This is a genomic window from Chryseobacterium sp. BGA-UO-ETr-SB22 (assembly GCF_059567885.1).
On the sequence record NZ_JCAQOV010000005.1, the window covers coordinates 1296387 to 1323018 of the forward strand.

The following is a 26632-nucleotide window of genomic DNA, read 5'->3' on the forward strand; positions in this document are numbered from 1 at the left end:
CTTAATATATGCTGGGAGGCTCCTTTGTTCAGGGAGCCTCTCATTTTTTTATGTGATACTACTGAATTTCTGATTTTTAATAAAATATCTTCCTGTTCTGAACTTTTATTAAATGTGCATTATGCATTTTTTTTATTGTTCTGATCACTGTTTCCACGCGCAGCCCTGTTAAATTAGCTAACTGTTGTCTGGTAAGGGGAATCTGGAATGAATATTTGTTATGGTTATTATCACCCTTAAGATAATCCATTACCGTTTTGAGCTTATTTAAGGGATCAGGTGAGGAAACATTAAATAACATGACATACTTGTAGTATAATCGCTCAGCCAGGCATTTGAACATTTTGGAAGACACTTCAGGATTTTGATTCAGTAATCTGAAGAAATCCGTTTTGGATAGTTTGAGGACAGTACAGGAAGTTTTAGCTGCAGCATTGGTAGGGTAGGCCTTTTCATCAAAGAGAAAAGATTCTCCAAAACTTTCCCCGTCATACAAAATGTTTTGAATAAATTCTTTGCCGTCTTCGTGATAATTGTTTAGTTCAACAATACCATTAATAATCTGATAATAAAACTTTGGCAAATTTCCTTCATGAAAAATCGTTTGATGAGCTTCAAAGCTTTCATAATTTGCACCGTAGGCTAATAATAAATCTTCACTTATTATCATGTCTTTAAATTTTATAAGTTAATAATGAATTATTTTAAAAAAATCATCAAACGCAAAACAAAAAACAAACCATATTTATCAAATTTTGTAAAAAAAAGTACCACATTTTTTACTCTTTTTTCTGAATCCTTCACTGTTGTTTACAATTGGAAATTCCCTGCCAGAAAGGATTTAATATATTTTAACATGAATATTATGATTTTAATCATAATGTTGTGACTCGTATTTCACTATTTTTGGAATAATAAAACTAATCCATGAAATAAGGATAACATAAAAACTTGTTAGACTAAAAATTATCAAAGATTATCAAAGATTATGAAAGACTTATTTTCATTACAAGGGAAGAGGAAGGATCATATTATGCGGTATTTTAAGAAAAAAATGTACCAATGGATCGAAAAGGGTAACTGGATTACCTTTACAATTAAAAAATGGTACAGGACCATTATTATATCCTGTTTAATAGATAATGATTTAGTTACTTTAATTATTGTAAGAACAAGGGTTGCTCCATTTTACGAAAAATATACAGTATTATAGATTGCTCATTTGTAAGAAGAGTGAAGGTTATCTTCTTTGCAGATTTTTTTGACTTTCAGTTTGCTGCATCCACTATGTTTTTTCTTTATTGGCTTTGCATTTCAGACGATTAATACTTGAAAGGGAAACCTTGTGCTCATCATTTTAAAGCTGTTTTTTAAGAATTAAAAACTACGCTGTATAATGTTGTTTTCTAAATGCTTCAGGAGTAAGCCCTGTATATTTTTTGAAAAATTTTATAAAATAAGAAGTATCAAAAAAGTTTAATTCCAGTGCTATATTGGCGACTGATACATTGTAATTCACAAGCATTCTTTTAGCTTCAAGTAATATTCTGTTTCTTATTATTTCCCCAGATGATATATTGAGGTGTTCTTTACATAAAAAATTTAAGTGATTTGAAGTTATGTAGAGTAATGCAGCGTAATCTTTTGGAAGCCTAAGATCCTTAAAATTGTCCTCAATAAGAGAAAAGAACTGCTTTAATATTATAGAATTATGATGGGTTGTACCTAGAACAGGGATCTCCATTTGTAATTCTCTACTCACAATGATAAAAAGTTGCAGCATTTTTGAAGCGATCATCAATGGTATATATTGATCATCGTTAGTCAATTCTCCAAGAATGTTTTCAAAAATATCAATAACCTTTGATCGGTTAGTTTCGTTGATCTTTAACATTTGACAACGAGAAAATACATTGAAAAATGCAAACTGATCAAGAATGGAAGAGCTTAGAAATAATTGATCAAAAAAAATCCCGGAAAAATTAATAACATATCCCTGAACATCAGTTTCAAAATCCCAATGATGAACTTGTCCGGGAGACATAAAATAAATACTGCCTGCTTCAATAGGATAATTTGTAAAATCAATAGTATGATTTCCTGTACCAGACGTAAAATAGACCAGATGATAAAAATTGTGTTTGTGAATGTTTTTTATGGGGGGATTCTTTGCTAAATATCCTTCAAATCTGTCTGCATTGAAAAGATCGTTTGATAATTTATGAGTTATCAAATGGCAAATATCAAATGTTGGATATGGTTTTTCCATCTAATTTTCTATGTTTTTATTTCATCAATAGTTTAAAAGTAAAATGTTCAAGGTTATTGTTTATTCTTTTAGACCGTAGAATTATTATGAACTTTTTATAACAATGGTTAGGATTAATTATTTTATCAAATGTAAGCCAATCTTTAAATGAAATAATAGGACTAATTGTACAAAATACTGTACAAATTACTCATAACAATGAGCGTTTTACGATGTGTTGGTTAACAATCATCTTTTCTAAAGTCTAAATCTTTACCCTATATAATTAGAATAATAACTTCATTAATTCTTTCATTAAAGCAATATTTTCCATAATTATTACCATAGATAGACTCAGTGGACTTTATAAATTTGAAAATTATTTTAAGGCTAAGAAATAGCGCACTAAAGCGGTATGATAAGGTTGAAAAGTGGAAAATAAAATAGATAGTTGATATGGAGTCACAAAAGTTTAGTTATGATAACAATATTGTCCGGGCTTTTTTATATGCTACGATAATATTTGGGATAATAGGATTTACGTTTGGTTTAACAGCAGCATTAATGCTTTTTTATCCTGAACTTCCTGAGTTCTTATTTGGAACAGATGATACAACAATTCAAAGTTTAAAGACAGGAGGAATTCAGTCTTTAATTGATACACACGGAGCTTTTGGTTTTGGAAGAATCAGGATGCTGCATACTAATACGGTTATTTTTGCCTTTGTCTGCAATAGTATTTATACCGGAGTTTATTATTCTCTACCGAGGCTTTTAAAGACACCAATGGCAAGTGCAACATTATCCTGGATTCACTTCTGGACGTGGCAAATAATGATTGTAGCTACATTTATCACCTTTTTTATGGGTATAAATACTTCTAAAGAATATGCAGAACATGAATGGCCAATTGATATTTTAATTACTTTTTCATGGGTTATTTTTGGCGTTAATATGTTTATGACAATTGCCAGGAGAAGGGTTAGGCATCTTTATGTGGCAATATGGTTTTATATAGGAACCTGGATTGGGTTGGCAATGCTCCATATTTTGAATAACCTGGAGATTCCTTTATCTTTTACAGGGTGGAAGTCTTATTCTATGTATTCCGGTGTGAAAGATGCTTTAGTACAATGGTGGTATGGTCATAATGCTGTTGCATTTGTTTTAACAACTCCTATTTTGGGGTTAATGTATTATTTTCTTCCTAAAGCTGCTGAAAGACCTGTTTTTTCCTATAAACTTTCAATTATCCATTTTTGGTCATTGATATTTGTCTATTTATGGGCGGGTCCGCATCACCTGCAGTATACAGCTTTACCTGCATGGGCTCAAGCAGTGGGAACTGGTTTTTCCATTATGCTTATTGCTCCGTCTTGGGGCGGAATGCTAAACGGACTCTTGACACTAAGAGGTGCCTGGGATAAGGTAAGAGAAAATCCGATATTAAAGTTCTTTGTCGTTGCAGTAACCTGCTATGGAATGGTAACTTTTGAAGGTCCCTTATTAGCTACCAAGAATATTAATAAAATTGGACATTTTACAGACTGGGTTATTGGTCATGTCCATTTAGGAGCACTGGGATGGAACGGATTTATGGCTTTTGGGATGATTTATTACTTAGTTCCTATTATGTGGAGAACAAAAATATGGTCTGCTAAACTGGCCAACTGGCATTTTTGGTTAGGAACATTAGGGATAATCTTTTACGCAGTTCCCATGTATATTTCTGGGTTTACCCAAGGCTTGATGTGGAAACAATTCAATCCTGATGGAACATTAATGTGGAAAAACTGGCTGGATACAGTGACGGCTATTATTCCATATTATAAAATGAGATTCATTGGAGGAACTTTTTATATTTCTGGAGCTATTCTTATGATTATAAATGTTATTGCAACCGTTAGAAAAGGATCATTTCAAAAAGTTGTACATGCTGAAGCCCCTGCACTGGCAGTTATAAGCAATCGCCGAAAAGACGGTGAGGGAGTACATTTATGGATCGAAAGGATGCCTTATTTATTAAGTGTTTTATCCTTTATTGTAATATCTATAGGAGGTGCCGTTGAAATTATTCCAACATTATCTCTAAAACAGAGTGTTCCACCTATTTCAGCAGTAAAACCCTATTCACCACTTGAGTTAGAGGGGCGTGATATTTATATTCGTGAAGGATGTAATGCTTGTCATTCCCAAATGATAAGACCTTTTAGAGACGAAATAGTAAGATTTAATGGGAAAAATGGGGAGTATTCTAAAGCTGGAGAATTTGTTTATGACAGACCTTTCTTGTGGGGCTCAAAGAGAACCGGCCCGGATTTACATCGAGAAGGCGGTAAGAATCCAAGTTCATGGCATTATAAACATATGTATAATCCCAGATCTACCTCTGCAGGTTCAATAATGCCGAGATATCCATGGCTTATTACGAATGATCTTGATAGGTCTCAAATGGTAGATAAGATTGTTTTTATGAAAAAAATGTATGATGTTCCATATAGTAAAGCTGAAATTGACTCTGCTGAAGTATGGGCAGATCATCAGGCATCTGAAATTGTAAAAGATATTTTTTCTGAAGCGAATGACTTAAAAGAAGCATATTCTAAAAAACCTAAAGGAGAATTGGAGAAGAAAGAAATTGTAGCACTTATTTCATACCTTCAAAGGTTAGGTACAGATATAAAAACAACAGAAATAAAAACTGTTAGTAACAATTAACAACATAAAATGATACCACAAAATTTTAAAGATTTTTTGTTCAATATTGAAAACAAAGAATTATATCAAAGTATAACACTGCTATTTTTTATCTTTTTCTTTAGCTTATTAATTATCGTTGTATTTAGTAAATCTAAAAATGATTATATAAAAGTATCACGTTTACCATTAGAAGATGAGTAAGCTAAGGCTTATTATTTAAAATTGTGCTACCCTGTTTTTCTTCTATTTATTTAATGTATCGATCTCATCCAGGGTAGCACTTTAATGATGAAAATACAGAAACGGAATTTTTGGCAGGTAGTGAACTCTGAAGGTGATGATTCAGCTTATATCATGCATCAGATTATCTTTTTTTTAAGTTCCTTGTATTTTGAACGTCCTATTGGTAAGATTTCCCCTGTCAGGAGCAGCAATTCATACCGGGAACCAGGATTAATCAATATCTTTTCAGCCTGTTGAAGATTAACAAGGTAAGATTTATGAATACGTTCAAACCGGTCAGGAAGGAGTTGCTGCAAAAGCTCAAGTGATTTATCATGTAATTCTTGCTGCCCGTTTTTAAGATGCAGTTCAGTATAAATTCCGGCCCCTTTGACGTAGATGACCTCAGCAATATTCACCAGCCGAATCTGTCCGGCCCTTTTTACTGCTAGGTATTTAATAGCTTCATCATGTTTTATTGCCGGACTGATAAACCGGTTCAAAGCCTGAAAAAGCCTGTCCTGATCAAAAGGTTTGGGAACGAAATCAAGCACACCATAGGCAAATGCGTGGATCGCTTTGTCGATATTGGCGGAAACAATAATTGTATGAAAAGAAGCTGCAACCATCTGCTCCAATATCTCAAAACCGTTATCACCATTAAGATTAAGATCCAAAAGGAGTAGATCCGGAGTTTGACTGGCAATTTCATCAAGCCCTTTTTGTAGAGAATCACAGATCGTAATTCGGGTAGGCTCATTCCCGAAAAACTCAGTGGTCATTCGTTCTAAACGTCTGGCAATACGGGCTTCGTCTTCTATGATGAGTATATTCATGGTCGTAAAATTTGAATAGTAGATGCCCAGCCGCTTTCTGTAGCTCCCGAATTGAAGGTCCAGTTTTGTTGATAGCTTTCCGTTAAACGCGCTCTGATATATTTAAAACCGTTACCACCCGTACGGTCTGTCAGTACCCGCCGATTTTTTGCGATAGTTTCAAAAACATACTGATGAGCCTCTTTCGTAACCGAATAATGGAGGATGAATTTAACAGTATTTCCGGACATCGGTTCACTATGAGTAATACCATTCTCCAGTAAAGTATGAATAACGGCAGGCGGTATAAACTGTGTTTCGTCAATCCCGGTTTGTTCCCAGATATAATTGATTTCCTTTCGGAATCCCATCACAGAAAGATGCTGTCTGCAGAGTTCCAGTTCTTTGGATATTGGGATCAGGGTCTGCTCAGAGATTTCGTTCATAATATCAAATTCTGCCGCTAATGCCTGGATGAAGCGTGATCCTTCTTTGGGAGATTCTTCCACCCAATCCATCATAGAAGTAAGAGTATTTCTTAAAAAATGGGGTTGGATATTTTTTTTGATCAGTTCCAGCTGCAGTCTTGAAGAAAGTAGTAAAGAATTCTGATGCTCAGCCTCAATAACACTGGTACGGATGGAATGCAGGTAAAGCATACATAAGACGATCACGGTAAAACTCACGAACAGTCCGAAATCATATACCATATATCTGTTGACCAAAGCACTGAGTAAAAGTCCGGTCAGTACGATAAAACTACCTTTCTCTTTTTGGATAATACTATTCAGTACCACAATAAAAGCAGTGACAAGCATAGCAAGACTGTAGAGCCGGGCAGTCAGGTCATAATGCCCATAATTAAACCCATACAATAACAGCAGAGTTACCAATAAAGCTGCCATGAGCCAGCCTCCTTTTTTAAAGTTGAATTGGATGATAAAATACAAGGGAACGAGTAGTGCATTGGCAAAAGTCAGCCAGCCGATGATTTCCAGCCGGATAAAAAATCTGGAATAAGGGATAACCACATGGAACTTCAGGTATTCCATTATTAGTAAAGCAAAAAAAAGCAGGCAAATGGTTCCGAAAATCAGGATATCCCATTGTTTACGTTTGCTGTTCACATAAAGGAAAAAGTAATAGATGGCTGCAGTGAGGAAGGCTCCGGCCATTAAGTTCATATAAGACATGGTAATCAATGGATTGGTCAATAATGTAGGATAGTTTTCTATACTAAAACTAATGCTCCGTTGTACATGGGGAAGCGAAGATTGTGAACTTCGCAAGGCAACCGTATGAAGACCCGGTGAAACTAAATGATCCGGAATTCTGTAATAGCTGCCCTCGGTACCGGGTACTTCAGGTCTTCCATTTTGAGGAACCTGTCCGTTTTTACCGATTAATATTCCATCCCAATAGACTTCAAAAGCACCAAAGGATTGTATCTGGAGGCCAAGAGGAAGGACATCTTTTTCTACTTTACGAAGTTCTAAATGCGTTCGCGACCAGAATATCTTGTCCGAAGTATTTCCCCGGGATTCTGACCAGTCTTTATCATTGAAGTTTTTTGCTACCCATGCCGTATTGTCACCGGTTTTGTAGACAGGTATGGGATTTTCATTGCTGATAACAGCCGGAACCAGGAAACCAAGAAACGTTAATAAAAATAACAGATGCTGCATAATGTAAATATACAACGGAATACCCAAAATCTGATGACTGTTTAAAAGCTGATAGAGCCGTTCACATGTTTTTAAGTAAAGTGCCTGGCTCCTCGCTTTACATTTACATTATGAAACAGATAATATTAATCTTTGTCATACTGATTACTGCTCAATACGGCTTTGCACAGGGATCAGAAATAATAGGTACAGTGCATGAAAAACCGGCTCTGCCTATACCGTATGTAACTGTAATACTTAAAGAAAATCAGGAAAAACAACTTGCCGTTGTTATCACAGATAGTAAAGGAATGTTCCGTATGGAAAATATCCCTGCAGGAAATTACCATATCAGTTACAGTCTTATGGGTTTTAAAACCATTAATCAGCCTATACAGGTCAGCTCTGGGACTTCGGTAAAGGTTGGGACAATCCTTTTAGAGCCTGATGCAAAATTGTTGGAAGAAGTATCACTGACTTCTCAACGAGCATCTGTCAGTCTGAAACTGGATAAAAAAGTTTTCGAAGTGGGGAAAGATGTTCTCTCACAATCGGGAGCTGTCACAGATCTGTTGAATATGGTTCCCTCGGTGAGTGTAAGTCCTATAGGCGCTGTCAGTCTTCGGGGAAATACGAATGTATTGGTATTGATAGACGGACGACGTACCGGATTAACCCAAGGGAATGCCCTTGAGCAGGTGCCTGCAGATCAGGTGGAACGGGTGGAAGTGATCACCAATCCTTCTTCAAGGTTTGATGCCGGAGGCTCGGCTGGAATAATTAATATTATCCTGAAAAAGAATAAGAAGTCAGGATTTAGCGGCCAGCTTCGGGTAGTTGGTGGTATTCCCAATGAAACCCGTCTGAGCCCCAGTCTTAATTATAAATCAAATAAGCTTAATTTATTTGGAACTTATGGATTGAGATTGTCAGATTATGTAGGCTTGTACACGATGCAGCAGTCTACCGGGCTTCTGGATACACCGGTTTACCTGAACCAGCGACAGGATGAAGACAGACACGATGATGCCAGATTACTTTATCTTGGGGCAGATTATCAGATCAACGACCATAATACGCTTACTGTTGCATTTTTAAGAAACGCAACCAATGATCATGACAAGACCAGCTTAAATTACCTGTATTCAGGAAAGAATGACATGATAGACAGCAGTCTTATCCGCAAAGGTGAATCATGGGAAAAACGAAGCTTCAATCAGCTGGAAGCTAATTATACCCGTACTTTTGAACGGGTTGGAAAGAAATTTACCATTGATCTGCAATATGATTTCTGGAACAGCAGTAAAGATTGGAATCTGGCAACCAGTAAGCTTTTACCGGTAGCTGCTACTTTGCCTGTAATCAGAACAAATTCAACGGGCGGAAGTAAAGATTTTATGATTAAAACAGATATGATACAACCTCTGGACAGCACTTCTGTACTGGAATTTGGACTGAAAGCAGAGAATCGCAGTGTAACCAGTGATTTTATTGCCGAACAACAAAATAATACAGAATGGGAAATCATTGATCAGATTGACAATCATCTGTTGTATAAAGAATTGATTGGAAGTGCTTATGTACAGTTTTCCGGGAAGACAGGAAAATTGAGCTATCAGGCAGGCTTACGCGGTGAGCTGACCCATATCGGAATCAAAGACCTCAAAGGGAGCTATACCAATGATAAAAATTACAACCGTCTTTTTCCAACATTCAATATCAGCTATCATTTTAATGAAGGGACAACCTTGCAGGGCAGTTACAGTAAACGGATCAACAGACCTTCTCTATACATGATTTATCCTTTTAACGAATTAACAGATCTGAGCACTCGTTATGTTGGTAACCCTGATCTCAACCCATCTTATGCTGATGTATTTGAAGTCGCTTTTCTTAGAAACTGGAAAACCCTCACTTTTAATCCTGCATTCTATTACCAGCAAAATAGGGGAGTAATAGAAGATTATACCTACAGAAATACCAATGGACTGTTTATCAGTATGCCCGTTAATATTGATAAAGAAATACGACAGGGCTTTGAATTATCACTATTGTATAACCCTGTTAAATGGCTGCAGGTAAATACAGAGCTTAATTTATTTCATTATGCCAAGCAAGGGACTTATCAGGCTCAAAGCTTTGATTATTCAGGTAATACGCTTACCGCACGGTTAAGTGCCCAGCTGAAACTGAAGAATAAACTTGCTTTCCAGACCGTTTATAATCTGAGAGGAGCCAATGCCACTGCGCAAACCCGTAACAATGCTCTACATAGTATTGATTTTGGCTGCAGCAAGACTTTTTTGAAGGATAAAGTAACGGTGACATTTGATGTAAGTAACCTGTTTGCGCTTAGAAAATCCAGTAGCGTGACTAAAGGCTCAGATTATGAGATCAACCAAACCAGTATTCCCAATGCAGCCCGCTATCGGTTAACATTGGTCTATAAGCTTAATCTGAAAGATAACCAGGCTGTCCGGCAGGCAAAAAGTGTTAACCGTGATTAATTTTTATTTTCCTATAAATAAAAAAGCAAGTAGTTAAGGGGTGAACGTGATTCTTATAGTGATTTTTATGTTCGAAAACGATTGAATTACATGCGCTTACCAATGTCCAGAAATTATTCTGCTGAAAAATCTGCGATTTCATTGAACAAAAAAAATCCTGCAAATTTTAATTTTGCAGGATTATGAGTTTTTAGTGCATTTTGAGGATTTCATCAATTACACAAAGTGGAGAATACGGGATTCGAACCCGTGACCTTTTGACTGCCAGTCAAACGCGCTAGCCAACTGCGCCAATCCCCCTTGTCTTCTTTTGTTGTGAAGCGGGTACAAAAGTAAGTATTTAAATAATATATGCAACTATTTTGTAGTTTTTTATTTAATAAAAATTTGAAATGGAAAAGAATTACATTTTGTACGCATTCAAAATTTAGGTGCTTAACATTATTACCCTGATAGGATGTTGCAAAAGGATGATGTAAGGATAGTAAAAGACAATATAAAAATAAATATTAGAAAGTCTGCCAGCTATTCACTGCAATAAAAAATAATAAAATCAATATCTTTGAAAAAGAATAAACCAATTGTGATTCTGATTCATTCAGAATGTAGCTTTTCCCACTAAAATTATGGAGCATATTAAATTAATTGTTACCGACATGGACGGGACTTTCCTCAATTCCAGTCATGAAATGAGCCCTGAATTTTCGGATGTTTACAAGGAACTGAAAAAAAGAAATATTTTATTTGTACCGGCAAGCGGAAGGCAGATGCCGGGGATTACCCATTATTTCGGAGATATAGAGAACGAGATCGGTTTTATTGCTGAAAACGGCGGCTATGTGGTTTATAAAGATCAGGAACTTTTTGCTGATACCCTGGAATATAAACATATTGTTGAGATCATAAAGACTGTTCGTGAAATACCAGGAGCCAAAGCTGTATTATCAGCCAAGAAATATGCTTATTATGAAACTGATGATCAACAGTTCGTGGATTTTTTCTCGAAGTATTATACCAAAAATATGAAGAAAGATGATCTGACGGAAAAAATTGATGATACAGCTTTTAAAATTGCAGTTTATCATCCGGATGGTTCTGAAAAGCATCTTTATCCTGTTCTTAAAAAATTTGAAGATCTGGGTCTGGAAATAGTCATTTCTGGAGCACATTGGCTGGATGTCATGAATAAAGATATTAATAAAGGGAATGCCCTGAAAATACTTCAGAAGTCTCTGGGGATTTCTCCCGAAAATACGATGGCTTTCGGAGACTATATGAATGATATAGAAATGCTGAAGAATGCCAAATATTCCTATGCTATGAAAAATGCCCACCCAAATGTGAAGCAGGTAGCCAATTTTGAGGCTTCTACGAATGACAGCTTTGGTGTATTGAAAGCGATTAAAGATTACTTACAGAACTAATATTGCATTCTGTGTATCATTGGTCTTTTGTGAAAAATATTATCATATTTTCTGAAAATAATAAAAAAGATGAGCCCTAAAGGCTCATCTTGGTATAGGGATAATAGAGATCGGGGTTAAGATCTGATAAACTCCAGAATATCTTTATTAATTGTTTCATGCTCTGTAGTCGGCATTCCGTGAGGGAAACCGGGATAGGTAATCAGTTTTCCGTTCTTTAATAACTTCGCTGATTTTATAGCGGCGTTTTCAATCGGGACAATCTGGTCATCTTCTCCGTGAAGAACTAAAACAGGAATATCAACAGCTTTTAAATCTTCGGTTAAATCTGTTTCAGAAAAAGCTTTGATACCGTCATAATGTGCTACAATACCGCCCATCATGCCTTGTCTCCACCAGTTTCTCTGAATACCTTCTTTGATGTTGGCACCCTCTCTGTTGTACCCGTAGAAAGGAAATGTTAAATCAATATAAAACTGGTTTCTGTTGTTGAGGGTCTGGTCTCTGATATTGTCGAAAACTTCAATCGGAACACCATCAGGATTGCTTTCACTTTTTACCATTACTGGTGGAATAGCACTGATCAGAACTGCTTTTTTAGCTCTTCCATTAGAATATTTATTCACATAACGGATCACTTCACCGCCGCCTGTTGAGTGCCCAATGTGAACCACATCTTTCAAATCAAGAAATTCTACCAGTTCGGCTGCATCAGAAGCATATTGTTCAATGGTATGATTATAAATGTTCTGGCTTGAACGTCCGTGTCCTCTTCTGTCATGGGCAATAACTCTGTAGCCTTTCTGTAAGAAAAAGATCACCTGTGCATCCCAGTCATCGGATGATAAAGGCCATCCGTGGTGAAACATCAGTACTGGTCCTTCTCCCTGATCTTTGTAAAAAATTTCTGTTCCGTCTTTTAATGTTAATGTGCTCATTGTTGTTATGTTTTTAATGTTATGAATTGATTTTATTTTAAAAATGATTTTGTTTAGTTAATGGTATTTTCACGTACCAGCTGAAAAAGATCTTCAGCGCTGCCATTGAATTTATTTCCATTAATGAAAAATGAAGGAGTTCCGTTTACCCCGCTCATAATACCGCTTTCAAAATCGGTATCTACTTTTTCTGCTAATGCCTGTTTTTGAATATCTTCCTGGAATTCGGGAATGTTTAATTTCAGTTTTTCTGCAAGCTTTAGTAACAGATCTTCATTCAGAAATTCCTGATTTTCATAAATAGCATCATGCATTTCCCAGAATTTCCCTTGTAATCCAGCCGCTTCTGCTGCCAACGCTGCCGGTCTTGCATACTGATGCATTTCTGACAGAGGAAAATTTCTGAAAACAAATCTGATCTGATCTCCGAATTCTTTCATTAATTCTTTAAGAACCGGATAGGCGGCTCCACAATAAGGACACTGGTAATCTCCGTATTCTACAATGACTAAATCGGCATCTAAACTGCCTTGGGTATGGTCAGCATTACTGACTGCTGGTTTTAATGACATAATTATTTTGTGTTAAGGGTTTCTAATGCTTCTAAAATTCCGTCCGCGCCTGGGTTGATAGCCGTGGGAGACTGATAACTCCATTGGATAATGCCGTCTTTATCAATGACAAAAAGTGCTCTGTTGCATTCTCCTTCCTCATCGTTGTAAACCCCATATTTCTTTGCGGTGTCTCCCTTCGCTTCAAAATCTGCCAGCAAAGGAAAATGGAGGCTTCTGGATTGTGAAAATGCCAGGTGACACCATTTACTGTCTACAGAAATTCCAAAAATCTCAGCATCATACTTTTTGAAATATTTCAGCATTTCGTTATACAATGCCATCTGGTCACTACAAACCGGACTCCAGTCTGCGGGATAAAAGGCAAGAATGACGTTTTTGCCCCTGAATTCGGATAAGGTGATTTTCTGATCCGGAGTTGCAAATAATGTAAAATCAGGAGCAACTGTATTTTTTTGTAACATTGGGTTAGTTTTTAATAGTTGAAATAGGTATTGTTAATGCGCAAATCAGCAGTAAAGCTGCCGGAAAAATCAGTGTCCAGTTTCCTAAAAATGAGAGTAGGAAAGGAGCAGCTGAAGCACCGGAAAGAAAACCCAGCCATAAGAATAATAAATGAAAGATATTCGCTTTATATTCATTGCGCTGGTCTTTATGATCATTCATTACAAACATAGCTGCTGCTCTTGCGAGGCTGTTTAAAGTTCCTGTAACAAAATCAGTGTTGATCTTTTGGCTGCCGACTGATGTTACAATCGTATTCATAAGTCCCATCGAAAAACCAATCACTGCGATAGATATCACATTGGCAATAGGTTCATAATAATCAGCTATACTGTAAAAGATCATTATTCCTGAAACGATGTAGAAGGTAATATTTTTAATTTTGCATTTCTTCCATAATGATAAACAGGTACCAGTATAGATTCCGATCAGAAAAAATAAGATGACTGTAACAGAAGTAATGATTATGCCGGATTTTTCATTGAAAAAAGCCGCCCCCAGCTGCGTGGTATTTCCACTCATAAAAGAAACATAAGTTTTCCATTGAATCAGTCCTGTAGCATCGGTATATCCCGCGATAAAAGCCAGAAATATTGCAAGTTTCTCCTGTAGCCTGACAGAGCCGTCAGATATAAGAGATTGTGTTTCCGAAAGCAAGGTGTTTATTTTCCAGGTTTGATGAATACTTTCTTTTCCGGAAACTTTTCTATTTCTCCTTCTTTCAGTCCAAAATTAGTTGTGACTACATCTTTCGGGTTTCCTGCAAGCCATTCGCTTACATCAATAGATTCATAGGTACCGTTATTAAATCCAATCAATACTTTACAGACCGTATCACCCGTATTTTTGATGTAATGTCCGGCTCCCATAGGTACATAACCCACATCCCCGGCATTGAACTGCTCTGTAACAGAAACACCTTCTGCCAAAAACACCGACATTTCTGCCTGTCCTGAGATGAAATACTGCCACTCGTCTGCATTGGGATGCCAGTGCATTTCTCTTAATGCTCCGGGCTGAAGTTCCAGTATAGATCCGGCCATTGTTGTGCTGATAGGAAATTCTTTACGGGTAACCAATCTCTGCAAACCTCCACCAGGAATAATTCTTGGCTGTTGAGAATGCAAAGGGTAGCGGTGAAGACTTGTCAGTTCAATATCTGACTCTTCTGGACGGGCTGCTGCATTAGCAGATAATTCGTCCGGAACAATTCCTGCCGCGAAGTACACCTCTTTCTGAGGAAGTGCTGCTACTTCTTCAAGACTCAGACCAAGATTTTGTGCAACAATTTCCGGAGGCATGCTTGAAACAAAGTCTGTGACGCTGAACGTATGATCTTCCGAAAAATTACCATTGTCAAAAATCAGGATAAAATGACATTCTTCCGTTCCTGTAGCCTGAATAGAATGACCGTAACCTTTTGGAAAATACCAAACATCACCAGGCTCAAAATTATCTGTATAACTGTGACCGTCCGGATGAATGATCGTTGTACGTACCGTTCCTGAAATCACATAAGCCCATTCTGCAGCATTGGCATGCCAGTGAAGTTCTCTCATGCTTCCGGGCTGTAGTCTCATGGAAACTCCGGCAATACCTATAGACGCAGGAAATTCTTTTACAGAAGCTCCTCTTGTTGTACCGCCATCATTGGTACGCGGTTCCTTTTTTTCTAATTCGTATCTGAAACTTAATGATGTTGAGTTCATATTCTTGTTTTTTAGGGATTAATTTTCTTTGTTTTTACTATTGTAAAGCTACCTCGAAACCGCTCTTTTTTTAGGTGTCATTCGGTGAAAAGGCAAAATGAGTCGTTGAGAATAAAAAACAATGCGATAATCGATGAATAGGGCGGCCGGGAGGAGGATGCGGATTTTATTCAATAAAAAAATCACCGGAATTTTCCAGTGATTTTGGTATAGTTGAATTCTATGATGTCCATTTATTTATACAGCCATTTTTTGATTAGCCGGGTATAATTGGGCATTACTGCGAATACCATCAGAAAAACGATGATCCCTGAATTGATAAATCCGTCAGAATAATGATTAGCAGGAATAGAGCATAATCTTAAAAAGGGTAGGACGACAATAGGAATAAGAATTGATAACGGGTAAATGGCAGACCAGGTAACCAGAAACTGTTTCCAGCGGACAGGAACTTTATTGCCTTCATTTTCTGAATTAAAAAGGAAATCCAGTCCGGATTTTATCTGGTAATTATCATTTTTTGTGAATAGCGGGTTGGCTCGCTCAATGAGATTTCTCCGGTCATCTGACTCCATCCAGCTTCTAAGGTTTTTAATGGTATCAAAACGGATAATAACAGTATATACAAAAGTCAGATCAGGAATAGGACGTACAATCTGCAGATCAATAAATCCTTCTGAATGCTTGGTAACCGGAACAATTTCGTCCAGCCATTTTTCGTATTCCCTTTGTTTTCCATCCTGAATATGATGGGTAATAACAACGGAAGCGCCCTGATTTTCCATAACTGATATTTTTTCTGTTTGATTTAATACGCTCTTTTATACTGCCATGGGATCTCTGTTTCAATACCCAATGTTTTAGCAGAATGAATTGCAAAATATGGATCTCTCAAATGCTCTCTGGCAATAATAACCAAATCTGCATTTCCGCTGGCGATAATATCATTAGCCTGTTCAGTTTCTGTAATCATTCCAACAGCTCCGGTCATCACATCCGTTTGTTCTTTAATTGATTTTGCAAAAGGAACCTGATATCCGGGAAACACTTTGTCCTTGCTTACATTGGTAAATCCGCCGCCGGATGCAGTAATGAAGTCTACACCATTTTCCTTGAGTATTTTTGAAAGTCTGATACTGTCTTCCAATGTCCACGCTTCATCTGATTCTATATAATCAACTGAGGAAATTCTTACGAACAAAGGCATTTCAACCGGAATCACTTTTCTGATTTCCTGAACGGTTTCTATCAAAAACCGGATTCTGTTTTCAAAACTTCCGCCATATTGATCCTGTCTTTTATTGATCACTGCGGAATAAAACTGATGAAATAAGTAACCATGCCCCGCATGAAGTTCAATAGTATCAAAACCAGCTTCAACAGAGCGGAGTGCTGCTTTTACGAATTTAGCGGTAAGCTCCCTGATTTCATCTATGGTGAGCTCTTTTGCAAAAACGCCGTTAAATTCTCTGGCAGAAGAAGATTTTACAGTCCAGCTTCCTTCTTCTGGGGTGAGAGGTTTCATTCTTTCATTGGGATGCTTCAGGCTTCCTTTTCCTCCGGCATGCCACAGCTGAATGCCTATTTTTGCATCCTGCTCGTGAACGAAATTCACAATGTTTGTCCATGCATTTTGCTGTTCATCATTCCAGATTCCTACATCGGATAATGTGGCCAGACCTTCTTCTGAAACAGCAGTACATTCTGTAAGAATCAGTCCGGCTCCGCCTACAGCCCGGCTTCCCAGATGAACGAGATGCCAGTTGCCCGGAATTCCGTTTTTTGCACTGTATTGCTGCATAGGAGATACTACAATCCTGTTTTTTAACGTAAGACTGCGGATGTGTATCGGTGAAAATAAATTCATTTTTTTAGTTTTTTAAAGTGATTTTGAAAATGATTGAGCTTCGGAAACAGCCTGTAACAGAATTTCCTGTACCTCTGTCAATATTTTTTGAAGCTCAGGGTTTTCTTCTGAAGCCGTTTCCAGAATATCCAGTTTTTCTTTTAGTAAGGGGTGTAGTCCCATTATTGAAATACTTGATTTGAGGTCATGAGCCCATAGTTTCGTGGCTGCAAAATCCTGATTTTTATATGCTGTTGCCAGCTGTTGTAAATGATTGGGTATATTCTCAATAAACTGTTGGGTGACCAGCTTTTCAAAGCTTTTGTCGCCACCGCTTACAGTGTGCATATAAGTTAAATTGATGTACTGATAATCAGATGGGGTATCTTCGGCTTTCTTTTCGGATCTGTTGTTTTCTTTAAATCCTAATTTTGAAATCAATGTAAACAGTTCTTCTTCCTTTACAGGCTTCGGAATATATTCATTCATCCCACGGCTCAGGCATTTTTCTCTTTCACCTGGCAGAGCGTGGGCAGTCATTGCGATGATCGGAATATTCAGTTTCAGTTCCTCTCTTATTTTTTGTGTGGCAGCATATCCATCCATTTGCGGCATCTGTATATCCATTAATATGAGATCACATTCATTATTGGTGAGATAACCGACTGCTTCAAGACCGTTTGATACCACATGAAAATCTATATTCCACTGGGAAAGCAGATGTTTCATCAGACTCTGGTTGATCGTATTATCATCAACAACCAGAACTTTCAAAGGAGTATTGGATGTATCTTTAAAATAATTTGGATCCGTTGCAGGAACTATTGTGAGCTGTTCTTCAGCAATCCCGTAAGGTATGTAAAAATGAAATGTTGTGCCTTTGCCTTGTTCGCTGGTCACTTCAATGTTTCCATTCTGCAATACAATTAAACTTTTCACGATAGATAATCCTAATCCGGTTCCTCCGTAATTTCTGGTAGTAGAATCTTCTCCCTGATTGAATCTTTCAAAAATTTCGCTGAGTTTTTCTTTGTCAATTCCGATTCCGGTATCTGAAATTCTGAATCCGACTATGGCTTCTTTTTCAGTCTGCTGTTTATTATAAATTTCAATGGTAATATTTCCCTGCTGGGTAAATTTTATAGCATTTCCGATCAGGTTGACCAGAATCTGGGTTAATCTTGTTGCATCTCCTACCAAAGTATCAGGAATGGAGGAGTCAATTTTACTGGCAATGGTAAGCCCTTTTTCTTTTGCCCGTTCTGTAAAGAATGTCTCAACAGAGTTAACCAGTCCATTGATACTGAATATTCCCGGTGTGATGCGCATCATTCCTGCTTCTATTTTGGATAAATCAAGAATATCATTGATGATGGTCATCAGATTTTCTCCGGAACGCTGTATGGAAGAGACAAACTCTGCTGAAGTTTCATCCAGTGGACGTTTTTGAAGCAGATTGGTGAATCCCAGAATTCCGCTTAAAGGAGTTCTGATTTCATGGCTCATATTGGCCAGGAAATTTTCTTTGGTTTGTGCGGCTATCAACGCTTTTTTTTCGGCAACATCTAGTTCACTGATCAATAATCTCTGGCGGTTGAACTGACGAAGAATGTGATACCCTACAATGGAACCGCTTAATATGAGCAAAATCAGCAATGAAATATCATAGAACCTTGCTTTTTGACCCATTTTTCCACTTTTTTGGCTGAGTTCAACCATATTCAGCTTTCGGCTCTCATAGATCTTGGCAGTAATCCTGGTGATTTCATTAGAAATATTTCTTGCGCGTGGATTGGCGATTGAGGTATTGTCATCCATATTTCCCAAAGACCTGTAACGCTGCATTAATTTGTCTTTGGTGGTCTTTTTTTCCATGGCAAGAACACTTAACCTGTGGATGAGCTTTTCTTCTGAGGCACTTACATTGTCTCTGGAGAGAGAGTCCAGGAAATTTTCAATCTGATTGATTTTTTGATCAATGCCTTCCAGGTGTGACGTATCATTCGTGGCAATTGAAGCCCTGATTCTGCTTTCTACCCCCAAAATATCCCGGTCAATCTCCCGTAAATGGTTGCTTGAGCGCAATTCATTCAGAAGGGTATTGTTATTTTGAATAAGAGCTTTGGTATTTCTTGCTGAATTGATCTGAACAATGATCAATAGAAGCGAGCCCGCAATAAATGCCAGAATAATGAAATAACTGAATCGTTTACTATTCATTACTGAAGATGTTTTTTTCATAAATAACGATCTGATTAAAGGTGGAAGTATTGGTAAAAGAAGGGGATAGCCCTAAGCCTATTGAGGATTAGGATCAAAAGATGGGGTAAGGGGTTTAACGATCTCTGGCTGTTAAAAAACGTTCATTCTTGTATTGAGTGCTTTACGATAGGCATCCGCTACGGGAATGAATTTACCGTTGATCATAATCCCGCCATCCTGAAGGGTATCAATCTTACTTACAGAAACAATATAAGAGCGGTGGACTCTTATAAAATGCTCTTTAGGAAGACGTTCTTCAGCGGTTTTCATTTTACCATGAATGGCAAACATTTTTTCTTTTGTATAAAACTTCACATAATCGCCCATGGCTTCTGCGTAAAAAATATCATCCAGCTTTAAGCGCCTGGTAACATTAGAATCTCTTACGAAAAGGAACTCATCCCTGGTTACTTCCACATTTTCTTTTCTGCTTTCGAGAATAGTTTGTGCCTTGCTTACCGCCTGCAGGAATCTTGCCGGCATAATAGGTTTTAAAAGATAATCCGCAATATTGAGTTCAAAAGCTTCAAGTGCATACTCTTTTTTGGAAGTCGTGAAAATGATAATAGTATCTTTACCTGAAAGGGTTTTCGTGAGTTCAATTCCAGTCATTTCAGGCATTTCTATATCCAGAAAAATTAAATCGACCGGATTGGACTGCAGGTAATTGTAAGCGTTAATTGCATTGGAAAATTCATCAATAACCGTGAGATTCGGAATCTGTTTTGCCAGATGTGCTAAAGTAGTTCTTGCAATGTCATTATCGTCCACAATTAAAGCTTTCATAGGTATAATTCTTTCTGTTTACACAAATATACTACTTAATTATTTTCGGACATTCTTTCGTTATGCTTGAATTTGTAAATTAATAAGATCGTATGTGTATCAAATTTTATTTACTCCCATTAGCGGCATCAATAATCAGTTCAGCAGCTTCTTTAGGATGGGTCATGAAGACACAGTGGCTTGCACCTGCAATTTCTATTGTTTTTTTGCTATTGGCTCGTTTTGCATAGAGACGTTCCAAATCTGGATTTATAATTTTATCTGCTTTAGCAACCATATACCATACTGGTTTTGATTTCCAGGCCGGATTATGAATAATGGCGTGAAAAACAGAATCTTGTGTAGGCGTTTGTGATATGGCCATAAAATCAGCTTTTTCTTTTGCCACACCTCCTGCAAAGTCTGTCGGAAAGTTAGAAGGATTTATATAATCAAATCCGTCATTTCCTTTAATTAGAGATTTATATTCTGACGGATATTTTTTTCCGTTGTCTGCCTCAGATTCGCCTTCATCAGGAGCATGTGCAGCAAGATATACCAGTCCGGCAACTTTTGGATTGTTTCCTGCGGTAGTTATAATAGCGCCGCCATAGCTGTGACCTACCAGAATACAGGGACCGTCCTGCTGGTCAATAATTCTGTTTACCTGCTTCACATCATCTTCAAAAGATAGCAAAGTCTGTTGGGTGACAGAAACATGATATCCCTTTTTGACAAGTTCTTTATATACTCCTTCCCAGCCGGAGCCATCTACAAAAGCTCCATGAACCAAAACAATGTTTTTGACAGGCATTTTTTGTCCATACATAAAATTCCCTAAGGCTCCTGTAATGGTAAACAAAATGACTATAAGTTGTTTCAATGCGGTTTTCATAACTGTTTTTTTTTAAAATTAAATATATTTTTTATCTAAAATATGAACGGATCATCCAGGCCATCTCTTCATGGGTTTCCATCAATCCTGTTATGAAATCACTGGTTCCGTAATCTTTGTATTTTTCTGCAAAAGGAGTGATGTTTCCACGGAGAAATTCGATGATGCTTTCGTGGTCACTCAAAAGGTCTTTCATAAAGCCAAGTCCGTCATTGGTTCTTTCACTATATTCAGTTAAATGAGTAAGTTCCAGATAGATTTTCATGGTTGCCGGAGCATAATGTCCTATTTTTCGCATACGTTCTGCAACGCTGTCAATCAGTTCATCCAGTTGTTTGTACTGTTCTTCAAAGAAAATATGGTTGGCGTGGAAGTTGTCTCCCGTTACATTCCAGTGTGCATTTCTTGTTTTGATGTAAAGCAGTGTCTCATCAGCTAATAATTTTGCCAATTGTTCTGCGACTGCCTCTGTGTTTTTTTCTGTAATTCCGATTTTTGTTTTCATAATAATGGTATTTATAGTTGAGCATTATTGCTCTTTTCCTGATGTAAAGGTCCTGCATAATACAGTAAAACGGCCTCGGTTTTCGATAAACGGGCATAAGCAATCGTTGAAAAGCTCCGTTTCTCAAATGATTATTAATAGCTGGAAATTCGGATAAATAAGCTTATCATAGTAATATTGTTATCAAGAGAACATTAATATAATTTCAGTTCATTGGCGACCAGCATTGTTGTATTTTGTATAAATTTGCTCAATTAGGATAAAGTGCATTCAGAAATAAGTAAAAAATAAAGTATGGAATTTTCACCTTTTAATAATGTAGTTAAGTTATGTCTGCAAGGGATGAGCATGGAAGAGAATAAAATGCTAGAAGAGGCAGAAAGATTATTTTTACAAGCCTGGGAAGAAGCTACGGATGACCATGAGAAGTTTCTTGCAGCCCATTATATTTCACGACATCAAAAAACAGCTGCTGATCGGTTAAAATGGCTCGAAATAGCCTTGGACTTTGCTTTAAAAGTCAATGATGATACGGTTAAAAGTGCGTTGCCTGCTCTTTATTTGAATATTTCCAAATGCTATGAGGATTCGGGAGATACTGAAATGTCAAAAAAGAACGCTGAACGATCGTTGTTATTAAAAAATCATCCTTCTGATAAAGGCCCTTTTTACCATGGAACAAAAGCCGATCTGCATATTGGAGATGTTTTGACCGCAGGCGGAATCTCCAATTATAAGTCAGAATTAAAAATGAACCATATTTACTTCACAGCTTTGATTAATGGAGCTGGACTTGCTGCAGCCTTAGCAAAAGGAGATGGAGTAGAGCGTGTATATATTGTAGAGCCCACGGGAATTTATGAAAATGATCCCAATGTAACAGATAAGAAATTCCCAGGGAATCCCACCCGTTCTTATCGCTCCGAAATGGCTTTAAAAATTATTGGAGAGGCTAAAGAATGGACAAAACCTAATCCTGAAGATCTTCAAAGGTTTCGTGAAAAATTAGATGACAGCAAAGGGGAGATTATCAATTAACCCTATTATTCGCTTTCATCTACTCGATATCAAATAATAAGTACAAGGAAAATCTTTGATTATGATTGTACGCATAAAAGGCGGAATGAATATTTCATACATTTGGGATAAGTTTTTCATTCATCCAATAGTTTTAGGCTCCCGATGGGGGCTTTTTTTATTGGAATAATCTTACTGATTAATTGATCTGATGACGGATTGCTTGATATTGCTCAGAGAATAGTTCCGGTGCAGCCTTCATTTCCAACAGGGATAAAATTCTATCAAACTGTCCTTTTAAATAAAAGCCTCTATGGAGTGGCAGTGATTTTTTGCCATAGAATAAAGTGCAGATGGGGGTCTGATATTTACCAACCTTTCTCATATCTATTCTTGTAATATCAGTCCAAAGAAATTGATGTTGTCTCAGACCTCCTGTAAAACGGATATCCGTATTTGAAATGATTAGTCTTAGCCGGGTATACATCAACATACTTATAGCAATCAGCAAAAGTAATGGCACCAAGAAAATAATCTCTTGTGGAAGGTCTTTCTGTATGAGAAGACCAAATCCAGCCAAGATTAAGAGTAGTCCGAAAAAATAACAAATTATTTTTAACCATTTCGGGGAGGAAAAAGTTTCTTCAGTCGGTATCTGTTTCATATGATAATAGTACGATTTTTTAAGTAATGTATTTCTTTTCCTTTCAATAAAAAGATTGATTATTTACGAAATCTTACTAAAAAACAGCCACAATTCAATTGTGGCTGTCTTTTTTGAAATCAAATATTGGTATTATAAAGATCTGGAACGGGCAATGTTGATAAGATACACAAGATGTGCAAACATGTTTCGTTTCACAGACTCTACTTTTATGTCTCCGGTGGTCTGGTTGATCGTTGTTACAAGATCAGTATTGCATTGCCCACCGAAATTACCGTTTCCTAAATAGTTTACAGTATTAGTAGCGGGATAGGAGATTCTTGGATAATCTGGAGCTGTCTGATTGGCAATAGGAGTTGTTCCGCTGAATCCTTTATTATCAACATAACGGGCTGCCCAGGTTCCTAAAAACTGTCCGTTACCTGTATTAATGCCTTGTCCTACAATGATTTGTGTATCGACAGGATTAGTAAAACCAGCGCAAGAAGTATAGTGGTTTACAGATACCGTACACGAAGAAGCATTATCAGTAGGTTGAAAGCATTTTCCTTCATAGATGGTCAGCCTTTGTTCACTGGAAGAAGTAGAAGTGTTCAATAAAGCTTTCGGAGCAAAAATTTCTTCAGGAGATATAAGGGTTAAAACTCCTTGTGCATCCGCCGCAACAATTTTTTTTTCAGCATTTGACAGTCCTCTTACTCTTACCAGACCATTCACATCCAACGTATGAGAAGGAGTAGATGTATTAATCCCAACCTGTGCTGTTAAACTCCCACCAATAGCAATTGCTGCCAAAAAGAATGTTTTTGTTTTCATGTTATTTTTTGAAAAGGTTAAATTTTTCACTAATATAGGAAATAACTTTAAAACGTTTGTAGAAATCGCCTGAAATCTCATATAAACTAATTGTAAACGGATATTAAATAGAGTAATATCAAATTTTAAATATCTTTTTTAAAAATAACTCAAAGTTTATACACTATGTATTTGTTTGAAAAATATTTGTATTTTAGCCAAAATATGTTGTTTTTTAATAAACATATTAGGTGCTAATTAAAATTCAGATAATTTGAATGAAAAAATTAGTAGATTTGCACGGAACAAAAAAAATAATAAATATTAAGCACTATTCTCTGTGACGGAATTTTTAAAAGGAAGTACATCGGGAATAATAGGATTTTAGGTTATAAAACTACTGAAACTATGAAGAAACTTTTTTTACTTTTATTAACGGCGTTTTTATTTATCGGCTGCAGCTCTAATGATGATACCATCTATGATTATGTAGGAACATGGTCAGGTTCTTATGAAGGAAATGATAAAGGAGTTTGGAACTTCGTGGTAGATGAGGGTGGTAAAGTAGTAGGAACAATGCATTCCGATGTTAATAATGAAAATTACAGCATTACCGGAAATTTAAGTGAATCGGGAGATCTTAACGCAAGAGTGGGACTTCCTTCACAAGGAGATTTCAAGGGAACGTTAACAACGGAGAAAAAAGGAAACGGAAACTGGTCCAACACACTTCCAACACCAGCACAGTCAGGAAGCTGGAAAGGAGAAAAGAAATAAAACAAGAAAGTCTGCAGATTCTGCAGACTTTTTTTATTTAAACAAATCCCATATGGGTAATCTCATCGTGATCATTCTTCAGAACCATAAAATAAAGGAGAAGATCATTTTCTGAAAAATACTTTTTAAAAGTACCTTCCTGTTGCTGCTTCCAGCTGATTATTTCTTCAGCATATTCTGTGCTGTAATTTTCCGAATCTAACTTTATAGTGATGATTACAGCTTTATCAACGATACATTCATCATTTTTATAGAGGAGCTGATCCTGAATTCTGATACAATCTAAAACATTAGGGATCGTACCCATCTGAAATTCTCTCAAAAACTTTCTTCCTTCTTCAGTCTTTAACCCATTTTCAACCGTTCGTTTTCCCTTTTCGGAAACCTTATCCAGATCTTTGATCATTGTCATAAGCTTTGCGAATTTCTGGTAGAGGAGGGGATCACCTGCTTCTTTAATGTATAGCTCCAGCGTATTTCTGATAATCTTTCCGATTTTGGAGCAGTGCCCGAATTCCGAACTGTTCTGCCGTACTTTCTCGTACGACGGACTCTTTTTAAAAGCAGCTTTATTGAACCCGCTTTTCTTCCGAACCACATTCTTACCGTTCAGATTATAAAATACCAGGTCGCCTACAGCGCCTGTGATCTTGATGAGACTTTCATAGGTTGCCATATCTTCTAAATAGAAATCAAATATACCAATAAATACCTGAAAACAAAATTTTAACATATATTTATCATATAGTTGTAGTATAGTTATATTATAATTAAAATATAAAATGTATATTTGTTGAAGAATTACTTAATCAAGTATAAATCAGATGAATATGGGATTGGGATTATTTGAACAAAAAATGAGAATAAAGCAGTGGTCTGTTTTACTGATTGCATCTGCTTTTGTAGTTTCCTGCGGATCATCGAAAAGTGTTTCCGGCAGTAAAAAGTCAAATACGAAAACTGTTGCCAAGTCTGAAAATCTCAGAAAACTGGATTCAAAATTTGATGGGAGTGTATCCAGATCAATCAATGATGTTCTGAAAGATGCTGAAAAATACATCGGAACTCCTTATAAATTCGGAGGAAATACGTCATCAGGATTTGACTGTTCCGGATTTACCGTAAAAGTGTTTGAGGAAAATGATTTCAACCTTCCAAGAAGATCTTCTGATCAGGCTGAAGCCGGAAAAAATATTGATATCAAAGAAGTAAAACCTGGTGATCTTTTGTTTTTTGCAACAGCAGGAGGAAGCAGAGTCTCTCATGTAGGAATTGTACATGATATTGGTCCTGACGGAGAAGTGAAGTTCATCCATGCCTCTACCTCAAAAGGAGTGATGATTTCATCCCTGAACGAAAGATACTGGAATAAGGCATACCTGCATGCCCAAAGAGTGCTGTAAATATCTTTCAACATGATAGAAAACCGAACATTTGCCTTCATTAAAACAGATAAAAAGCTGATCAAGCTTTTCTTTAAAGATATTAATGTTATCAAAGGGCTCGGGAATTATGTAGAAGTTCATACCATAGATCATAAAAGATATATTTACTACAAAACACTTAAAGACCTCATTGAAAGCCTTCCGGACGAATTTATGCGGGTTCACAATTCATACATTGTCAATCTTACCAATATAGAATCTTTTGAAGACAATCACCTCATATGTGGTGAATTAAAAATTACAGTGGCCAAAAGCTATAAAGACTGTCTCCATTCCGTTCTCAGTAAAATGATGCTTTAAATCTTATCAACATCAGAAAAAGATTCATCTGCATTCTATTTCTTACCCTGTACATAAA

General features: G+C 36.7%; 25 protein-coding genes and 1 tRNA gene. 7 read left to right on the plus strand and 19 right to left on the minus strand.

Annotated features, from left to right (window positions below; translation table 11 throughout):
• Positions 1 to 76: 76 nt before the first annotated feature.
• Complete coding sequence (locus tag AC57AW_RS13160) at positions 77 to 670, minus strand: Crp/Fnr family transcriptional regulator (RefSeq protein WP_496352240.1); 594 nt, start codon at positions 668 to 670, stop codon at positions 77 to 79.
• A gap of 714 nt (positions 671 to 1384) precedes the next feature.
• Positions 1385 to 2269, minus strand: a complete 885-nt coding sequence (locus AC57AW_RS13165; protein WP_496352241.1) for an AraC family transcriptional regulator — start codon at positions 2267 to 2269, stop codon at positions 1385 to 1387.
• A gap of 435 nt (positions 2270 to 2704) precedes the next feature.
• Between AC57AW_RS13165 and ccoN the strand changes: the two genes are divergently transcribed.
• Positions 2705 to 4966: a cytochrome-c oxidase, cbb3-type subunit I gene (ccoN, locus tag AC57AW_RS13170; protein ID WP_496352242.1), complete on the plus strand. Its 2262-nt coding sequence runs from the start codon at positions 2705 to 2707 to the stop codon at positions 4964 to 4966.
• 341 nt (positions 4967 to 5307) lie between these two features.
• Here the strand turns inward: ccoN and AC57AW_RS13175 are convergent, their stop codons facing one another.
• Positions 5308 to 6006 (minus strand): LytR/AlgR family response regulator transcription factor, encoded by a 699-nt coding sequence (locus tag AC57AW_RS13175; RefSeq protein ID WP_496352243.1) that lies wholly within the window; start codon positions 6004 to 6006, stop codon positions 5308 to 5310.
• The gene (locus tag AC57AW_RS13180) at positions 6003 to 7670 is read right to left on the minus strand and encodes a histidine kinase (protein WP_496352244.1); all 1668 of its coding nucleotides are present in this window, start codon (positions 7668 to 7670) and stop codon (positions 6003 to 6005) included. Before AC57AW_RS13180 ends, AC57AW_RS13175 begins: the two co-directional genes overlap by 4 nt.
• 110 nt (positions 7671 to 7780) lie before the next feature.
• Here AC57AW_RS13180 and AC57AW_RS13185 point away from each other — a divergent pair, with 110 nt between their 5' ends.
• Complete coding sequence (locus tag AC57AW_RS13185) at positions 7781 to 10156, plus strand: TonB-dependent receptor (protein ID WP_496352245.1); 2376 nt, start codon at positions 7781 to 7783, stop codon at positions 10154 to 10156.
• A 226-nt stretch (positions 10157 to 10382) separates the two neighbouring features.
• Here AC57AW_RS13185 and AC57AW_RS13190 read toward each other — a convergent pair.
• Positions 10383 to 10456: transfer RNA gene (locus AC57AW_RS13190), tRNA-Ala, on the minus strand.
• A 326-nt stretch (positions 10457 to 10782) separates the two neighbouring features.
• On the opposite strand from AC57AW_RS13190, the gene AC57AW_RS13195 reads away from it, so the two are divergent.
• On the plus strand, positions 10783 to 11580 hold the full coding sequence (locus tag AC57AW_RS13195) for an HAD family hydrolase (RefSeq protein WP_496352246.1): 798 nt from the start codon (positions 10783 to 10785) through the stop codon (positions 11578 to 11580).
• Positions 11581 to 11696: 116 nt separating this feature from the next.
• On the opposite strand, the gene AC57AW_RS13200 is transcribed toward AC57AW_RS13195, so the two are convergent.
• From AC57AW_RS13200 to AC57AW_RS13250, 11 genes are all read right to left on the minus strand, one after another.
• Positions 11697 to 12518 carry an alpha/beta fold hydrolase gene (locus AC57AW_RS13200; RefSeq protein WP_318845962.1) on the minus strand — a complete coding sequence of 274 codons (822 nt, stop codon included), beginning with the start codon at positions 12516 to 12518 and terminating at the stop codon, positions 11697 to 11699.
• Positions 12519 to 12571: 53 nt separating this feature from the next.
• A complete protein-coding gene (locus tag AC57AW_RS13205) occupies positions 12572 to 13090 on the minus strand; it encodes a DsbA family protein (RefSeq protein WP_496352247.1) in 519 nt (172 codons plus the stop codon).
• Between the two features lie 2 nt (positions 13091 to 13092).
• Positions 13093 to 13554 (minus strand): redoxin domain-containing protein, encoded by a 462-nt coding sequence (locus tag AC57AW_RS13210; RefSeq protein ID WP_496352248.1) that lies wholly within the window; start codon positions 13552 to 13554, stop codon positions 13093 to 13095.
• 4 nt (positions 13555 to 13558) lie between these two features.
• Positions 13559 to 14251, minus strand: a complete 693-nt coding sequence (locus tag AC57AW_RS13215) for a YoaK family protein (RefSeq protein WP_496352249.1) — start codon at positions 14249 to 14251, stop codon at positions 13559 to 13561.
• A gap of 5 nt (positions 14252 to 14256) precedes the next feature.
• The gene (locus AC57AW_RS13220; protein ID WP_496352250.1) at positions 14257 to 15303 is read right to left on the minus strand and encodes a cupin domain-containing protein; all 1047 of its coding nucleotides are present in this window, start codon (positions 15301 to 15303) and stop codon (positions 14257 to 14259) included.
• A gap of 233 nt (positions 15304 to 15536) precedes the next feature.
• Positions 15537 to 16088: an antibiotic biosynthesis monooxygenase gene (locus tag AC57AW_RS13225; protein ID WP_496352251.1), complete on the minus strand. Its 552-nt coding sequence runs from the start codon at positions 16086 to 16088 to the stop codon at positions 15537 to 15539.
• A 23-nt stretch (positions 16089 to 16111) separates the two neighbouring features.
• On the minus strand, positions 16112 to 17170 hold the full coding sequence (locus AC57AW_RS13230) for an NADH:flavin oxidoreductase/NADH oxidase (protein WP_496352252.1): 1059 nt from the start codon (positions 17168 to 17170) through the stop codon (positions 16112 to 16114).
• A 12-nt stretch (positions 17171 to 17182) separates the two neighbouring features.
• Complete coding sequence (locus tag AC57AW_RS13235) at positions 17183 to 19369, minus strand: ATP-binding protein (protein ID WP_496352253.1); 2187 nt, start codon at positions 19367 to 19369, stop codon at positions 17183 to 17185.
• Positions 19370 to 19501: 132 nt separating this feature from the next.
• Positions 19502 to 20197, minus strand: a complete 696-nt coding sequence (locus AC57AW_RS13240) for a LytR/AlgR family response regulator transcription factor (protein WP_318845954.1) — start codon at positions 20195 to 20197, stop codon at positions 19502 to 19504.
• 106 nt (positions 20198 to 20303) lie between these two features.
• Positions 20304 to 21071 (minus strand): alpha/beta fold hydrolase, encoded by a 768-nt coding sequence (locus tag AC57AW_RS13245; protein WP_496352254.1) that lies wholly within the window; start codon positions 21069 to 21071, stop codon positions 20304 to 20306.
• Between the two features lie 31 nt (positions 21072 to 21102).
• Positions 21103 to 21576 carry a Dps family protein gene (locus tag AC57AW_RS13250; protein ID WP_496352255.1) on the minus strand — a complete coding sequence of 158 codons (474 nt, stop codon included), beginning with the start codon at positions 21574 to 21576 and terminating at the stop codon, positions 21103 to 21105.
• Between the two features lie 603 nt (positions 21577 to 22179).
• On the opposite strand from AC57AW_RS13250, the gene arr reads away from it, so the two are divergent.
• Positions 22180 to 22614 (plus strand): NAD(+)--rifampin ADP-ribosyltransferase, encoded by a 435-nt coding sequence (gene arr / locus AC57AW_RS13255; protein ID WP_496353885.1) that lies wholly within the window; start codon positions 22180 to 22182, stop codon positions 22612 to 22614.
• 178 nt (positions 22615 to 22792) lie between these two features.
• Here arr and AC57AW_RS13260 read toward each other — a convergent pair whose 3' ends face one another.
• Together AC57AW_RS13260 and AC57AW_RS13265 are read right to left on the minus strand one after the other, a co-directional pair.
• Positions 22793 to 23257, minus strand: coding sequence for a hypothetical protein (locus AC57AW_RS13260; protein WP_496352256.1), 465 nt, complete (start codon positions 23255 to 23257; stop codon positions 22793 to 22795).
• Positions 23258 to 23389: 132 nt separating this feature from the next.
• A complete protein-coding gene (locus AC57AW_RS13265; protein ID WP_318845949.1) occupies positions 23390 to 24073 on the minus strand; it encodes a hypothetical protein in 684 nt (227 codons plus the stop codon).
• Between the two features lie 387 nt (positions 24074 to 24460).
• Here AC57AW_RS13265 and AC57AW_RS13270 point away from each other — a divergent pair, with 387 nt between their 5' ends.
• Positions 24461 to 24829, plus strand: coding sequence for a hypothetical protein (locus AC57AW_RS13270; RefSeq protein WP_496352257.1), 369 nt, complete (start codon positions 24461 to 24463; stop codon positions 24827 to 24829).
• Positions 24830 to 24866: 37 nt separating this feature from the next.
• On the opposite strand, the gene AC57AW_RS13275 is transcribed toward AC57AW_RS13270, so the two are convergent.
• Positions 24867 to 25562, minus strand: coding sequence for a hypothetical protein (locus tag AC57AW_RS13275; protein WP_496352258.1), 696 nt, complete (start codon positions 25560 to 25562; stop codon positions 24867 to 24869).
• A 97-nt stretch (positions 25563 to 25659) separates the two neighbouring features.
• Between AC57AW_RS13275 and AC57AW_RS13280 the strand changes: the two genes are divergently transcribed.
• Both AC57AW_RS13280 and AC57AW_RS13285 read left to right on the plus strand, forming a co-directional pair.
• Positions 25660 to 26232 carry a C40 family peptidase gene (locus tag AC57AW_RS13280; RefSeq protein WP_496352259.1) on the plus strand — a complete coding sequence of 191 codons (573 nt, stop codon included), beginning with the start codon at positions 25660 to 25662 and terminating at the stop codon, positions 26230 to 26232.
• Positions 26233 to 26244: 12 nt separating this feature from the next.
• Positions 26245 to 26574, plus strand: coding sequence for a LytR/AlgR family response regulator transcription factor (locus AC57AW_RS13285; protein WP_496352260.1), 330 nt, complete (start codon positions 26245 to 26247; stop codon positions 26572 to 26574).
• Positions 26575 to 26632 lie beyond the last annotated feature (58 nt).

Bases quoted from the DNA above. Each gene is read 5' to 3' on its own strand.
- AC57AW_RS13165 (WP_496352241.1), bottom strand. From the start codon at position 2,269: ATGGAAAAACCATATCCAACATTTGATATTTGCCATTTGATAACTCAT.
- AC57AW_RS13275 (WP_496352258.1), bottom strand. From the start codon at position 25,562: ATGTTAAAATTTTGTTTTCAGGTATTTATTGGTATATTTGATTTCTAT.
- AC57AW_RS13230 (WP_496352252.1), bottom strand. From the start codon at position 17,170: ATGAATTTATTTTCACCGATACACATCCGCAGTCTTACGTTAAAAAAC.
- AC57AW_RS13260 (WP_496352256.1), bottom strand. From the start codon at position 23,257: ATGAAACAGATACCGACTGAAGAAACTTTTTCCTCCCCGAAATGGTTA.
- AC57AW_RS13210 (WP_496352248.1), bottom strand. From the start codon at position 13,554: ATGTTACAAAAAAATACAGTTGCTCCTGATTTTACATTATTTGCAACT.
- AC57AW_RS13195 (WP_496352246.1), top strand. From the start codon at position 10,783: ATGGAGCATATTAAATTAATTGTTACCGACATGGACGGGACTTTCCTC.
- AC57AW_RS13175 (WP_496352243.1), bottom strand. From the start codon at position 6,006: ATGAATATACTCATCATAGAAGACGAAGCCCGTATTGCCAGACGTTTA.
- AC57AW_RS13265 (WP_318845949.1), bottom strand. From the start codon at position 24,073: ATGAAAACAAAAACATTCTTTTTGGCAGCAATTGCTATTGGTGGGAGT.
- AC57AW_RS13225 (WP_496352251.1), bottom strand. From the start codon at position 16,088: ATGGAAAATCAGGGCGCTTCCGTTGTTATTACCCATCATATTCAGGAT.
- AC57AW_RS13285 (WP_496352260.1), top strand. From the start codon at position 26,245: ATGATAGAAAACCGAACATTTGCCTTCATTAAAACAGATAAAAAGCTG.
- AC57AW_RS13240 (WP_318845954.1), bottom strand. From the start codon at position 20,197: ATGAAAGCTTTAATTGTGGACGATAATGACATTGCAAGAACTACTTTA.
- AC57AW_RS13200 (WP_318845962.1), bottom strand. From the start codon at position 12,518: ATGAGCACATTAACATTAAAAGACGGAACAGAAATTTTTTACAAAGAT.
- AC57AW_RS13185 (WP_496352245.1), top strand. From the start codon at position 7,781: ATGAAACAGATAATATTAATCTTTGTCATACTGATTACTGCTCAATAC.
- AC57AW_RS13205 (WP_496352247.1), bottom strand. From the start codon at position 13,090: ATGTCATTAAAACCAGCAGTCAGTAATGCTGACCATACCCAAGGCAGT.
- AC57AW_RS13180 (WP_496352244.1), bottom strand. From the start codon at position 7,670: ATGCAGCATCTGTTATTTTTATTAACGTTTCTTGGTTTCCTGGTTCCG.
- AC57AW_RS13160 (WP_496352240.1), bottom strand. From the start codon at position 670: ATGATAATAAGTGAAGATTTATTATTAGCCTACGGTGCAAATTATGAA.
- AC57AW_RS13250 (WP_496352255.1), bottom strand. From the start codon at position 21,576: ATGAAAACAAAAATCGGAATTACAGAAAAAAACACAGAGGCAGTCGCA.
- AC57AW_RS13245 (WP_496352254.1), bottom strand. From the start codon at position 21,071: ATGAAAACCGCATTGAAACAACTTATAGTCATTTTGTTTACCATTACA.
- AC57AW_RS13235 (WP_496352253.1), bottom strand. From the start codon at position 19,369: ATGAATAGTAAACGATTCAGTTATTTCATTATTCTGGCATTTATTGCG.
- AC57AW_RS13270 (WP_496352257.1), top strand. From the start codon at position 24,461: ATGAAGAAACTTTTTTTACTTTTATTAACGGCGTTTTTATTTATCGGC.
- AC57AW_RS13280 (WP_496352259.1), top strand. From the start codon at position 25,660: ATGGGATTGGGATTATTTGAACAAAAAATGAGAATAAAGCAGTGGTCT.
- ccoN (WP_496352242.1), top strand. From the start codon at position 2,705: ATGGAGTCACAAAAGTTTAGTTATGATAACAATATTGTCCGGGCTTTT.
- arr (WP_496353885.1), top strand. From the start codon at position 22,180: ATGTCAAAAAAGAACGCTGAACGATCGTTGTTATTAAAAAATCATCCT.
- AC57AW_RS13220 (WP_496352250.1), bottom strand. From the start codon at position 15,303: ATGAACTCAACATCATTAAGTTTCAGATACGAATTAGAAAAAAAGGAA.